This is a genomic window from Phaeovulum molybdatiresistens, from assembly GCF_023544865.1.
In the GTDB taxonomy this organism is placed as follows: Bacteria; Pseudomonadota; Alphaproteobacteria; order Rhodobacterales; family Rhodobacteraceae; genus Pontitalea.
This window is the reverse complement of the sequence record NZ_JAMJFX010000011.1, coordinates 72,887-85,210: the sequence shown is the minus strand read 5'-3', so window position 1 is coordinate 85,210 and position 12,324 is coordinate 72,887. Positions and strand designations below refer to the sequence as shown.

General features: G+C 65.2%; 12 protein-coding genes. 3 read left to right on the top strand and 9 right to left on the bottom strand.

All coding sequences use genetic code 11. From position 1 onward, the window contains the following. Positions 1 to 62: 62 nt before the first annotated feature. From MXB90_RS09755 to MXB90_RS09745, 3 genes are read right to left on the bottom strand one after another with little or no spacing between them, the layout of a single operon-like run. Positions 63 to 635, bottom strand: coding sequence for an invasion associated locus B family protein (locus MXB90_RS09755; RefSeq protein WP_250044080.1), 573 nt, complete (start codon positions 633 to 635; stop codon positions 63 to 65). A 20-nt stretch (positions 636 to 655) separates the two neighbouring features. Beyond that, complete coding sequence (locus MXB90_RS09750) at positions 656 to 2,170, bottom strand: ShlB/FhaC/HecB family hemolysin secretion/activation protein (protein ID WP_250044078.1); 1,515 nt, start codon at positions 2,168 to 2,170, stop codon at positions 656 to 658. Further along, positions 2,167 to 2,610 (bottom strand): invasion associated locus B family protein, encoded by a 444-nt coding sequence (locus tag MXB90_RS09745; RefSeq protein ID WP_284040791.1) that lies wholly within the window; start codon positions 2,608 to 2,610, stop codon positions 2,167 to 2,169. Before MXB90_RS09745 ends, MXB90_RS09750 begins: the two co-directional genes overlap by 4 nt. A gap of 372 nt (positions 2,611 to 2,982) precedes the next feature. Here MXB90_RS09745 and MXB90_RS09740 point away from each other — a divergent pair, with 372 nt between their 5' ends. After that, on the top strand, positions 2,983 to 3,174 hold the full coding sequence (locus tag MXB90_RS09740) for a hypothetical protein (protein WP_250044075.1): 192 nt from the start codon (positions 2,983 to 2,985) through the stop codon (positions 3,172 to 3,174). Positions 3,175 to 3,424: 250 nt separating this feature from the next. Here the strand turns inward: MXB90_RS09740 and MXB90_RS09735 are convergent, their stop codons facing one another. The 5 genes from MXB90_RS09735 to MXB90_RS09715 all read right to left on the bottom strand — a co-directional run bounded on the left by MXB90_RS09735 (position 3,425) and on the right by MXB90_RS09715 (position 9,299). Next, on the bottom strand, positions 3,425 to 4,447 hold the full coding sequence (locus MXB90_RS09735) for an ABC transporter permease (RefSeq protein ID WP_250044073.1): 1,023 nt from the start codon (positions 4,445 to 4,447) through the stop codon (positions 3,425 to 3,427). Positions 4,448 to 4,450: 3 nt separating this feature from the next. Next, the gene (rbbA, locus tag MXB90_RS09730; protein ID WP_250044071.1) at positions 4,451 to 7,150 is read right to left on the bottom strand and encodes a ribosome-associated ATPase/putative transporter RbbA; all 2,700 of its coding nucleotides are present in this window, start codon (positions 7,148 to 7,150) and stop codon (positions 4,451 to 4,453) included. Positions 7,151 to 7,179: 29 nt separating this feature from the next. After that, a complete protein-coding gene (locus tag MXB90_RS09725; RefSeq protein WP_250044069.1) occupies positions 7,180 to 7,539 on the bottom strand; it encodes an HlyD family efflux transporter periplasmic adaptor subunit in 360 nt (119 codons plus the stop codon). A 6-nt stretch (positions 7,540 to 7,545) separates the two neighbouring features. Then, a complete protein-coding gene (locus MXB90_RS09720; RefSeq protein ID WP_250044067.1) occupies positions 7,546 to 8,091 on the bottom strand; it encodes an HlyD family secretion protein in 546 nt (181 codons plus the stop codon). A 167-nt stretch (positions 8,092 to 8,258) separates the two neighbouring features. Next, the gene (locus tag MXB90_RS09715; protein ID WP_250044065.1) at positions 8,259 to 9,299 is read right to left on the bottom strand and encodes an APC family permease; all 1,041 of its coding nucleotides are present in this window, start codon (positions 9,297 to 9,299) and stop codon (positions 8,259 to 8,261) included. A gap of 422 nt (positions 9,300 to 9,721) precedes the next feature. On the opposite strand from MXB90_RS09715, the gene MXB90_RS09710 reads away from it, so the two are divergent. Together MXB90_RS09710 and MXB90_RS09705 are read left to right on the top strand one after the other, a co-directional pair. After that, on the top strand, positions 9,722 to 10,378 hold the full coding sequence (locus MXB90_RS09710; RefSeq protein ID WP_250044064.1) for a dienelactone hydrolase family protein: 657 nt from the start codon (positions 9,722 to 9,724) through the stop codon (positions 10,376 to 10,378). Next, on the top strand, positions 10,375 to 11,508 hold the full coding sequence (locus tag MXB90_RS09705) for a CapA family protein (RefSeq protein WP_250044063.1): 1,134 nt from the start codon (positions 10,375 to 10,377) through the stop codon (positions 11,506 to 11,508). The genes MXB90_RS09710 and MXB90_RS09705 overlap by 4 nt, the downstream gene beginning before the upstream one ends. 283 nt (positions 11,509 to 11,791) lie before the next feature. Here MXB90_RS09705 and MXB90_RS09700 read toward each other — a convergent pair whose 3' ends face one another. Beyond that, positions 11,792 to 12,097: a PepSY domain-containing protein gene (locus tag MXB90_RS09700; RefSeq protein ID WP_250044062.1), complete on the bottom strand. Its 306-nt coding sequence runs from the start codon at positions 12,095 to 12,097 to the stop codon at positions 11,792 to 11,794. Between the last annotated feature and the right edge of the window lie 227 nt (positions 12,098 to 12,324).

Below are 12,324 nucleotides of genomic sequence, written 5' to 3'. Positions count from 1 at the left end.
CCCATCACACTGCCCGGACCCGGGCGAAACAGGGGGCGCCGGTCACCCGGCGCCCGCCCACATCAATTCGCGGTGCCGATGGCCGCAATCGCCTCGCCGAACCGCGCGACTTCGGCGCGCACGATCACCGGCTCGGCCTGGATGTCGGGGCGATAGCCGAACAGGATGCCGCCGGCTTCGGCGAATTTGGCCATTTCGTCGGCATCGATCGACAGCGCCGCCTCGCACAGGTTGCCCATGCAACGCTGCCAGATCATCTCGCGCTGTTCTTCGTCATCCTTGCCTTCCAGCCGGAAGACCGCGCCACCGGGCAGGTAGACGCCGATCGGCACCTGCGCCAACAAGATCGCCGTGTCCTCGGCCGCGGGCAGCGCGATGAAGCGCACCACCAGTTCGTTCGTATCCGCACGGCTGAGTTCCTGCACGATGCGGCAGACGTTGCGCGAGGTGGTGACCGCCTCGCATTGCACGACCCAATCGCCGAAGGCGGTGTTGTTCGCGATCTCGCTGCCGCCGGTGGCCGGGGCCACGGCGGCGGCTTCGGAACCCGGCTTTGCGGGGGGCTTTGTGTCCTCGGCAAGCGCGGGGGCCGTCAGCAGGGAGGCAGCGAGGATCGTGCCCAGAAGTCTTTTCACGTGATCTCTCCGTCGTTCAGTCAAAATCTGTAATCAAGGCCGGCATAAATCCGGCCGCTGCCTTGATCGTCAAAGCCAAGCGTCTCTCGCAGGGGCACACCCACCATCAGCAGCCCGCTCAGATCATCGCCCATGTCAAAGCGCGCGCCCGCGCCGACCGACAACAAAAGGTCCTGATCCGTGTCGATGCTGCCATCGGTCCGGTAGGGCACGACCAGCGCGCCATCGGCAAAGGCGAAGGGCGTGACGCGAACCCGTTCGCCCAGATCCCAGGGCACCAGCCGCGAAATCTGGGTATGCAGGATCACGCCGCTGTCGCCGCTGCGGATGTTGTTGGGATAGCCGCGCATGGTTGAAATGCCACCCGCGCTGATCAGGCGCGGCACCGGCAGGTTCTGGTCGGGGGCCAGCTGCACGATGGCGGATGCCTCAAAGCCCATTGTCTCGCCCACCCGGCGCGCGTAATTGGCGCTGCCGAACAGCAGGGTATAGCTGCCCTCGGTTTCCGAGGTTTCCAACGTATCCGAGGTGCCGATCTTCAGCCCCGCGGAAAGCGACAGGCTTTGCCGGTCCCATTTGCGCGACCAGGACAGCTGCGGCACGATCTCGACCAGGGTGGTGGTCTGGAACGGCACATCGCCCAGCGTCGATGTCGTTTCCTCGGCCACCAGCGAGATATCGAACATGAAATGGCGATCCGGCTGCACGCGGAACGGCACGCGATAGCCGACCGAGGCCTGGACCGTATCGGACACGATATCAAGCGCGGCGAAATCGGCGCGGATCACGTTGGAATTGGTGTAGCTGAGCGTCGCCGTCATCCGCCCGCCCTGCCAGCCGCCCACAGGCCGCGAATAGCCAAACGCGCCGGAATAGCTGCCCTCGGACCCCTGCAGCTGAAACGACAGCGTGTCGCGAAGGCCCGACACATTGGCCCAGCGGCCCGCGATCGTCGCGCGGGTTTCACCGGTTTCCTCGGTGCCGAAATTGTCAAGCGAGCCCGTCCAGGTAAACCGTTCGGGCACGTTGCCGCCGATCACTGCATTCACTGTGCCGGTCGTCTCGCCCGGACCAAAGGTCAGCTGCGGCACGAAATCATGGGCCAGCTCAAAGATCCGCAGGTCGCGTTCCAGCGCCTCATAATCGGGCTTTTCGCCTTCCGCGACCGACAGGTTGCGGCGGATGAAATCGGCGCGGGTGCCGCCCAGCGGCTCAACCTGCACCGCGCCGATCTCGGCCTCGATCAGATCCAGCTTGACGATGCCGTCAGGCACCTCTTGTGGCAAAAGCACAGCGCGCGCGGTCACGATCCCCGACAGGACGTAAAGCCGGTCGACATCGGCCAGCATCTTCTGAACATCCTCAAAGGTGATCGGGCGGTCCAGATAGGGGGCGACCGCGTCCTGCAACTGGCTCTCGGTCAGGTAGATTGAATCGGAAAAGGTCACGCCCCGCAGGGTGAAGGTTTCGGCCTGCGCGGCCTGCACCGCAAGCCCCAGAACCGCACCCAGAATCAGACCCCGCCAGCGCGTCATCGGCTTCCCCCTGCTGCATCCAGTGCCGCCGTGACCCCCATCAACGACAGATCGAACGCCACCACCGGCCCATCCAACCGCGCGCGATAGCGGATCTGCGCCGCGCGCCCGGTCTTCCACGCGGCCAGATCGGCAGCGGCAAGGCGCAGTTCGGCGCGACAATTTTCGGGGCTGCAGACCAGCCAGCGCGCGGCCAGCGCATCCGATCCACCCAGCTGAAGATAAAGCCCTGAGGCCAGATGCACCCCCGCAGGCACGATCACCTGCACAAGCGCCCCCGACGTCTCGGCGTCGGGCTGCATCATCACGGTTGCAAGCCAGCTGCGATCCTCAGCCATCAGGCTTTGAGCGATGACACAAGCGGCCCGATCTTCACACGCCAGACCCCAATCCCCGAACTTCTGGGCGGAAAAGGCGGGGTCAGCGACGGCAAGACCCATGGCGAGCGCGCACACAGACCCGGTCAAACGGGCCTTGGGAACAAACCCTGAAAAGGCTACCTGAACATGAACCTGCAAACACTCACCACAAAGAACTGAAACGAAAATCCTGTTAACTTTTGGATAATCTTTATCCTTCGGTCAACTCTTTTATGCGACTTTTTGCCGCTATTTGAATCTTTTGGATATATCTTTTTGTTGTACGTCTGTCCGGGCATCAAGTTCAGGGGAAAAGGTGGCGCCGGCAGGATGACGGTCTTTGCCAGGTGGCCCGGCCCGGTTGTCTATGGGCATACCAGTTCGGGGGAACGCGCGACATCGCCGCCGGCCCAACCGCATCTCATATGCCATAATGGATCGGAACCGAAGGGAGTGCATATCGATGACGACACCGATCAGCATGCTGGCTATCGGCTTGCCGAAGAGAGGTTTTCAGGTTTGCGCAATTGGAGGGGATGGGGAAGTTCACTCGGCGCATGCCAGGCGGACCTTCTTATAAAGTTCTACGGTGTAGTGACCAGCAACAGCTATAGCTTCGCCATCACGCTTATCTTCAAGCGCTGATCACGAAAGGCTGCTGTGGGGCAAGTCACCCCTTGCCAGAAGCGGCCCGGCAAAAGCGGCCGATTTGGGCCAGGCGCCCCCCTTGCGAACAATCACCTGGCGAGGACCAATGTTTTCGGCAAAACCTTTGCGGTTCTGGCAGGGTTTTCTGACCGTCAGGCGTGATCATGGGATCTGCCCGCGTTGGCCTTGGATCAGCGCAGGAAGTCGCGGAAGCGGCGCAGGGCGATCGCGAACATCACCGCGCCAATCAGCGCCAATCAGCGCCCGCGCCGCGGAACAGCACCGCCTGGGCCAGCGCGATGAAATGCGTGTTGGGCGCGGCCAGCATCACATATTGCACCGCTTCGGGCATCGATTCACGCGGGGTCATCCCGCCCGACAGGATTTCCAGCGGCAGAAGCACCAGCAACAGAAGCATCGCGAACTGCGGCATCGCCCCCGAGATCGTCGCCAGCAAAATCCCCAGCGAGGTGGTGGCGAACAGCATCAGCGTCGCCCCTGCCAGAAACAGCACGACCGAGCCCGCGATCGGCACGCCCAGCACCCCCTGCACCATGACGGTCAGCGACAGCCCCGTCGCCACCAGCACCACCGCCCCCATGCTGAGAACCTTGCTGGTCATGATCTCGGCTGCGGTCACCGGCATCACCAGCAGGTGTTCGACCGTGCCGTGTTCGCGCTCGCGGATCAGCGCCGCGCCCGACAGGATGATCGACAGCATGGTGACCGCGCTGATCACCGCCGTAATCGCGCCAAACCAGCCCGGATCGAGGCTGGGGTTGAACCGCGCGCGTAGCGCCAGATCGACCGGCACCGCGCGCGCGTCTCCGGCCCAGGTGGTGATTTCCTGATCGACGATGCCCTGGATGTAGCCCGCGCCGGTAAAGGCCTGGCTGATCCGCGTGGCATCGACATTCAGCTGCAGCGCGGGCCGCGTGCCGGCCAGCAGATCGCGCTGAAACTCGGGCGGTATGACCAGGGAAAAGGTATCGATCCCGGCATCTATCCGCGCATCCATCTGGGCCAGGTCGATCTGGGCGGGGGCGACGAAATAGGGCGCCAGGAACGCATCCGCCACCCGGCGTGACAGGGGCGAGGCATCCTCGTCCACGATGGCGATGGTCGCACGGTTCAGCGTTTCGGGCATGGCGGTGGCGTGGGTGTAGATGTCCAGCGTGAAGGAATAGACCACCAGCACCAGCAAAAGCGGCTCGCGCAACAGCCCGCGCAACTCTTTCACCGCCAGATGCGCCACATGCCTTGCCCGCATCGCCTATTTCTCCTGCTTGCGGTCAAAGACCGCGCCAAACGCCACCAGCACCGGCACCAGCGCCAGAAGCGGCAGGAACGAGGCGCCAAGGTCGCCAAAATCCAGCGCCTTGGCAAAGGCCCCGCGCGAGATGGTGACGAAATGGCTGGTGGGGAAAACCTCACCAATCACGCGGCCCATGCCGTCAAGCGAAGAAACCGGGTCGATGATGCCGCCATATTGCACCGCTGGGATCAGCGTCGCCAGCGCGGTGACCTGGCTGCGGGTGAAGGCGGAAATCAGCAGGCCCATCCCTGTGGACAGCACGACATAGATCGCCGCCCCCGCTGTCAGCGCCAAAAGGCTGCCCCGCACCGGCACGCCAAAGACAAAGACCGCCAAGGCCAGCAGCAGCCCAAAGTTGAGGAACCCCAGAAGGACATAGGGCACCTGCTTGCCCAACAAAAACTCCAACCGCCGCGCGGGGGTGACGTAAAGGTTGACGATCGACCCCGTTTCCTTTTCCCGCGCGACCGACAGCACCGCCAGCATCGCCGGGATCAGCATCAACAGCAGCGGGATCACCGCCGGCACCATGGCCGCAAGGCTTTCGACATCGGGGTTATAGCGATAGCGGACCTCAAGGTCGTAACTGCCGGTCACGGCCCTGTCGCCGTAGATCTGGCGCATCTGTTCGGCCAACCAGTGCACATGCATCCCCTGCACATAGCCGCGCACGGTATCGGCCCGCATCGGCATGGCGCCGTCGAACCAGGCGCCAATTTCCACCGGGCGGCCGCGCTCAACATCCGCGGCAAAGCCGGGCGGGATTTCCAGCGCCAGGCTGATCTCACCCGCGCGCATCCGCGCATCCAGATCCGCGTGGCTGATCAGCGGTGCCTGTTCGTCGAAATAGCGCGACCCCGAAAGGTCGTTGACATAGGACTGGCTGGCGATGGTCTGATCCAGGTCGAGAACGGCGAACTTCAGGTTCTGCACATCCATCGAGATGCCATAGCCCAGCACGATCATCAGGATCACACTGCCCAGGCTGGCCAAGGTCAGCCGGATCGGATCGCGCCGCAGTTCAAGCGCCTCGCGCCACGAAAAGCTGAGAAGGCGGGCAAGGCTGAAGCGCCCGCGCCGCCCGGGCGTGCCCGCGGTGTCAAGGCGGACCGGTGCCGCCGTTGGCGGGGCGCCCGAATTCGCGGCCTGCCGCAGGTGGTGAACAAAGGCGTCGTCCAGCGTTTCGGCGCCCGCCTCGGCCCGGATCGACTCGGGCGTGCCGGACACCAGAACCCGGCCTGCGTGCATCAGGGAAATGCGGTCGCAGCGCGTCGCCTCGGACATGTAGTGGGTGGACAGGAAGATCGTGACACCGTCCTTGCGCGACAGATCGACCAGCGCCTGCCAGAACACATCCCGCGCCACCGGATCGACGCCCGAGGTCGGCTCATCCAGGATCAGGATCTCGGGTCGGTGGATCAGCGCCACCGCCAGCGACAGACGCTGGCGGATGCCAAGCGGCAGGCTGTCCAGCACGTCGGTCAGGTCGAAGCGGGCGGCAAGTTCATTGATGCGCGGGGCGATCCCTTCGGGGGCCATGTCGAACAGGCGCGCGTGCAGCGCCAGGTTCTGCCGCACCGTCAGTTCGCCATAAAGCGAGAATGACTGCGTCATGTAGCCGATGCGCTTGCGCGTGGCCATGTCGCGGGCGTCGACCTTGTGGCCATAGATGCGGGTGCTGCCACCGGACGGTTCCAGCAGGCCCGTCAGCACCTTCATCGTCGTGGTCTTGCCGCAGCCGTTGGAACCCAGAAAGCCAAAGATCTCGCCCGGCTGGATGCGGAAGCTGACGTTGTCGACGGCGGTGAAATCGCCAAAGCGGACCGAGAGGTTTTCCGCCTCGATCACCGGGCCATTGCCGCTGTCGGCGCCGCGCGGCGGGATGATCAGCGCGCGGTGCCGGGCGCGCTGATCCTCGGGCAACAGCGCGATGAAGGCCGCATCCAGATCGGCGGTGCCGGTGCGCGCCATCAGATCGGCGGGGCTGCCGGTCGCCAGCACGCGGCCCGCATCCATCGCCACCAGATGATCGAAACCCGCCGCCTCCTCCATATAGGCGCTGGAAACCAGCAGGCTCATCCCCGGACGGGTGGCGCGGATGCGGTCGATCAGCGCCCAGAATTCGCGCCGCGACAGCGGATCGACGCCAGTGGTCGGCTCGTCCAGGATCAACAGGTCCGAGTCATGGATCAGCGCGCAGCACAGGCCCAGCTTTTGCTTCATCCCGCCCGACAGCTTGGCGGCGGGGCGGTCGGCAAAGGCGTCAAGGTCGGTCGCGGCCAGCAGATCGGCGATGCGGCGGTCACGTTCGGCCCTCGCTTCGCCAAACAGCCGACCAAAGAATTCGACATTCTCGCGCACCGACAGCGTCGGATACAGGTTCCGCCCCAGACCCTGCGGCATATAGGCGATGCGCGGGCAGATCCGCGGGCGGTGGCTGGCGCGGGCCATGTCGCCGCCCAGCACCTCCAACGCGCCTACCTGCATCTTGCGCGCGCCCGCGATCAACGCCAGCAGGCTGGATTTTCCCACCCCGTCCGGCCCGATCAGCCCGACAACGCAGCCCGCGGGCAGATCAAGGGTCACGTCGTCCAGCGCTGCGACCTTGCCGTAGCGCAGCCCCAGCCCCTGCGTCCGCACCACCGGCGGGGCGGTCATTCCAGCACCCGGCCCCCGGCGGCCTGGAGCTAGGGGGCGGCGGGGTCAAGCCGCACCCAGGCGACGCCGGGCAGCCCGGTCTTGATGTGGTCAAGGTATTTCGCCAGCAGTTCCGGCGCGATCCGGGCGCGCACGCGGAACATCAGCTTTTCGCGTTCCACCTCGGTTTCGACCGTCTTCGGCGTGAACTGCGCCACGTCCGAAACGAACGAGATGCTGGCCGGGATCGCGATGTCGGGCGCAGCATCCAGCAGCAGCCGCACCTCGGTGCCAAGGCCCGCGCGGCCCGCAGCGGCGGTTTGCAGAAAGAAGGTCATGTAGACCTCGTTCAGGTCGACCATGTTCACGACCCGGCCGCCGGCGGCGACCACTTCGCCCTCACGCGTCACGATATACTAAACGCGGCCCTTGCGCGGGGCTTTCAGGGTGCTGTCTTCGATCTGCACATCGATCGCCCCAAGCGCGTTCGAGCGGTCGATTTCCAGCGTGCGTTCCGACGCAACAGAGCTTTCGGCCAGCGATGTAGAGCGGGTCAGCTGGCGCTGCGCGACCTCATCAGCGGCGTTGCGCTGTGCCAGGACGGCCTCGGCGGCACGCACCTCGGACCGGCGCTGTTCGATCAAAAGGCGCGCGATTTCCACCGAGATCTCGGCACGCTGCAATTCGGCCTCGGCCTGATGGCGCGCCGCCTTGATCTGGCGAATGTCCAGTTGCACCAAGGGTTGGCCGACCTCGACCAGTTCGCCCTCGCGCACCAGTAATCTGTCGATCCGCCCGGGGTATTTCGAGGCCACGACGATCTCAACCGCCTCGATCCGCCCGTTACCCCGCGCAAAGCCCGCTGGGACCGCATCGCCGCCGTTGCCGCGCCAGAACAGAAAGCCCACGAACCCCAGCACGATGACAAGGGCCGCGATCAAAAGGGAACTGGATTTCGACATGGCGGGATCTTCTCATATGCAATGGCGTCGGGAATATCGTCATCAAGGCTATCCCGATTGAATGAAATCAGGATGATAATGCGCGAAATGATGCAATTGACGTGTTAGCAACCGGCACATCGGATGCCTACGGCATGTGCCTTGCGCCAGTCCCGGCCAATGAACGCCTAGGCTTCTGCCAGCACACCGGCAACAAGCAGGCCAATACAAGCGACGGCGCAGACCATCGTCGCGAACACGGGCGTGGCCGTCCGCGGCGACAGACGCGCCAGCCGACCCGGCAATTCGCGGTCCCGCGCCATGCCAAAGATCACCCTTCCGGCCATCAGGATTTGCACGATCACGCCGTTCAGCGTGGCGGCAGAGGCGATCGCGACCAGCACGATCTCGGGCAGGCCGGTGTTGCGGGTGAAGGCCAAGGTCAGTGGCGAGGGGTGCGACGCGATTTCGGCCAAGTCGTTGGTGGCAAGGACGGTCAGGACCACCCCCAGATACAGCAAGGTGGTGATCCCCAGCGTCAGGAAAATCCCCAGGGCCAGGGTGTTTTGCGGGTTCGTCGTCTCCTCGGCGATGGAAACGACATCCCCGAAGCCGATGAAGGCAAAGAAGGCCAGCAGGCTGGCGGCCATGACGCCGGCCCAGACCGGCAGCGACAGGGTGGCCGGGACCGCCAAGGCCGCCTGACCGGCGATATCGCGGCCGGCCCAGAGCCCGCCGCCAATGATCAGCAGCAGGCAGCCGATCTCGACAAGGGTCAGGACGCCGGCAATGCCGACCGACGATTGAATCCCCATCGAGGCCACAATCGCGCAGCCACCGATGACAAGCGCCAGAAGGACCGGCGGCGACAGGGGAACCGCGCTGGACAGGTATCCGAAGGCGCCATGCACGATGGCGGCAGCCGACACGATGCCGATCATGGCCACCCCCAGGCCAACCACAACGAACCGCGCCCGTGAGGCAAAGCCTTCGCGCACGAAACGCGCTTCGGCCGCGGCATAGGGATAGCGACCGGACAATTCGGCAAAGCAGGCAGCAGAAAAGACCATGATCAGCCCGGCCAGCACGAAGGCCACCGGCGCATGGACGCACGCCAGCGAAATCGTGCTGCCGACCAGGGCGTAGATCCCGGCGCCGATGGTCACACCCAGCCCGTAGAGAACGACCTGCGCCAACCCGATCCGCCGCCTTAGGGTCAGCTCAGCCATCGGCAATCCGCTTTCTGCGGCGGTTTCGACCGGCCCAACCCGTATTTCGGCGCAATTCAGCAGGCGCAGCCCGATTTTGGCGTTGATCGAGCCCGCCCCGAACGCGCCGTCCACGGGTCGCAGGCCTGCAAGAAGGCCCAGCGGCAGGGCGAGCTGCGGTGCCGTCGCGAACGAAAACACCGATGGCCTGCGGACAACCCTTGGTTTGTATTGGGCAACCAGCGTATCGCGCCATCGGCGACACCTCATCTCCGTCACAACGCAACTCTGACCTTGGGCGTCTCCAGCGATGGTTGTCAAAGCCGGCAGGTGACAAAGACGGCGCACCGGCGGCGGCCGGATCACGCCTGAAAGCGATGGATTGATCGCGGACAAAGTGGCACCCTTAACGTGGCGCCTGAAGAATGGTGGGATTTCACGTCATGGATATGCAGCGCACGGTTCCCGTCCGAATCCCGATCAGTGGCGTTGACCTGGCCCTTCCCGGCGATCTTGCCTTTTCCGGGGCGGACACAGGCCTTGTGATCTTTGCCCACGGGTCCGGGTCTAGCCGGAAAAGCCCACGCAACAGGGCCGTGGCCGCCGCGCTGGCGCAAGCCGGGCTTGCAACCCTGCTGTTCGACCTGCTTACGGAACGGGAAGGGGGCGACAGGGCCAATGTCTTTGACATCCCCCTGCTTGCGGCCCGGGTGGCGGATGCGGTGGACTGGGCCCGCGCCGAGCCGCGGCTTGCGGGCCTTGGCATCGGCCTTTTCGGGGCCTCGACCGGGGCGGCGGCCGCGCTGGTGGCGGCGGCAGACCGGCGGGAAGACGTCGGCGCGGTGGTTTCGCGCGGCGGCCGGCCGGATCTTGCGGACAATGCGCTTGCGCGGGTGGCGGCGCCGACGCTTCTTGTCGTCGGTGGGGCGGATGACCTGGTCATCGACCTGAACCGCGCGGCCTATGCGCGACTTCGGTGTGAAAAGCGGCTCGCCATCGTCCCCGGGGCCACGCATCTGTTTGAGGAGCCCGGCACGCTAGAGACCGTCATGGTGCTTGCCGCCGATTGGTTCACCGCCCATCTGGCGCGCAGCCCATGAGCCGTCCGCCGGACTGTCTGCGGCTGTTTCTTGGCGGCGATGTGATGCTCGGCCGGGGGATTGATCAGATTCAGCGGCACGCCTGCGACCCGAAACTTTACGAAGGCTATGTCGGCTCCGCGCAGGACTATGTCGCGCTGGCCGAACGGGTCAGTGGCAAGATCCCGCGCCATGTCGGGGCGGACTATGTCTGGGGCGACCTGCTGCAGGACCTTGAGGCGCGGCAGGTGGATCTGCGGCTGATAAACCTGGAAACCGCGATCACGTCGGGCGGCGCCCACGACCCGCGCAAGGGAATTCACTACCGGATGCATCCCGCCAACGTTGCGCTGCTTGCCGCCGCAAGGATCGACGCGGTCATGCTGGCCAACAACCACACGTTGGACTGGGGCAAGGCCGGGCTTGTCGAAACCCTCGCCGCGCTGGACGACGCGGGGATCGCCCGCGCCGGGGCCGGCTGGGATGACGCCGAGGCCTTCGCGCCCCGCCCCCTACCGCTTGCCGGGGGTGGCCGGGTGCTGATGTTCAGCTTTGCGCTTGGCGACAGCGGGGTGCCCGCATCATGGGCCGCCCGTCCGGGCCAGCCGGGCGTGGCCCAGGCCGAGCCGGATGAGATCGCCGCCCGTGTCGCCACGCAGCTTGCCGGGGTTCGGCGCCCCGGCGACCTTGTCGTTCTTTCGATCCACTGGGGCGAGAATTGGGGCTACCCGGTCGCCCAGACCCATCGCGCGCTGGCCGAGGCGTTCGTGGCGCAGGGCGTCGATCTGGTGTTCGGCCATTCCTCGCACCACCCGCGCGCGGCGGCGGTGATGGCGGGCAGGCTCGTGCTTTTCGGGGCGGGCGATCTGATCAACGACTACGAGGGGATCGGCGGCAAGGAAGGGTTCCGCCCCGATCTCGTGCTGGGCTATGTCGCCGATCTTCGGCGCGACAGCGGCGCGCTTGTGGCGCTGGAGATGTTGCCCTACCGGCTCTGCCGTTTCCGGCTCGAACGGGCGGATAGTGCGGCACGCGGCTGGCTGGCCCGCCAGATGAACCGCGAGGCGAGACTATTTGGCGGACGGGTGGTCGAGACGCCGCAAGCGACCCTTCGGCTTGAATGGGATGGGGCGGCGGCCAAGGAAACGTGACGCATGCAAGGGCAGTAACGGCTTGCCAATGTGATCCCGTTCAACGCGATCTGCCCCGCCCCTGGGCCAGAGAAGGCAAGTTTTGCCCCTTCGGGGGTCAAGTGGAAGCCCGCGGCTGATCACGAACCACCGCGCAATCGGCCAGGAATTCAACACGCACGCGCCTGTTGCGCCCGAATAGGCTCGATCGCTGGCGGGCATACTGCGGAAACCTGCGTCACAACCCGCCTTCGCGTGACACCCCCGCACCCCCCACATGGCAGGGGGCGCAGGGGCGGCGGGCTCAATTCGCTGGCGCGGGCGTCGGCGCGGTGGGGGCGACCTTCTCCAGCTTCGCCTTGATGACCTCAAGGGTTGCGGGGTCGATCACGGCCTCGATCGTATTGCCGCCGATGTCCGTCACATCGACCTCATAGCAGCCGTCATCCAGCTCCATCGAGGTGATGGTCCAGGCGTAGTCGTTGGCAAGTTGCACCACCCCTTCCCACGACTGCATCTGTTCGGGCGAAACCCGGCAATGCGTATCCGCAAGGGCGGCGCCAGCAGGCAGTGCGGCCAACACGGCAAGGGTCGCAAGAATCCGTTTCATGGCTGATTACTCCTGTATTTCGGTTATCGGATGATGCGAATCTGCGCCCCAAGGCTGACGGGCTGCTGAACCTGCGCGGGAATCTTCTTCAGCTTTCCGTCAGGGACGAAAAACCCTGGCCAGGTTCGAACGCCCTGATTGTCCCCAGATGGAAATCACGCGATGTCGCGGCGCGCCCGCATACCGCCGGTGCCGGCAGCTGTTCCGACACGGCGTATCAACTCCAA

What these genes read in the sequence shown, in the direction of transcription:
- MXB90_RS09720 (WP_250044067.1), bottom strand. Translation starts at nt 8,091, where the DNA reads ATGTCGAAATCCAGTTCCCTTTTGATCGCGGCCCTTGTCATCGTGCTG.
- MXB90_RS09745 (WP_284040791.1), bottom strand. Translation starts at nt 2,610, where the DNA reads ATGGGTCTTGCCGTCGCTGACCCCGCCTTTTCCGCCCAGAAGTTCGGG.
- MXB90_RS09710 (WP_250044064.1), top strand. Translation starts at nt 9,722, where the DNA reads ATGGATATGCAGCGCACGGTTCCCGTCCGAATCCCGATCAGTGGCGTT.
- MXB90_RS09735 (WP_250044073.1), bottom strand. Translation starts at nt 4,447, where the DNA reads ATGCGGGCAAGGCATGTGGCGCATCTGGCGGTGAAAGAGTTGCGCGGG.
- MXB90_RS09715 (WP_250044065.1), bottom strand. Translation starts at nt 9,299, where the DNA reads ATGGCTGAGCTGACCCTAAGGCGGCGGATCGGGTTGGCGCAGGTCGTT.
- MXB90_RS09750 (WP_250044078.1), bottom strand. Translation starts at nt 2,170, where the DNA reads ATGACGCGCTGGCGGGGTCTGATTCTGGGTGCGGTTCTGGGGCTTGCG.
- rbbA (WP_250044071.1), bottom strand. Translation starts at nt 7,150, where the DNA reads ATGACCGCCCCGCCGGTGGTGCGGACGCAGGGGCTGGGGCTGCGCTAC.
- MXB90_RS09700 (WP_250044062.1), bottom strand. Translation starts at nt 12,097, where the DNA reads ATGAAACGGATTCTTGCGACCCTTGCCGTGTTGGCCGCACTGCCTGCT.
- MXB90_RS09705 (WP_250044063.1), top strand. Translation starts at nt 10,375, where the DNA reads ATGAGCCGTCCGCCGGACTGTCTGCGGCTGTTTCTTGGCGGCGATGTG.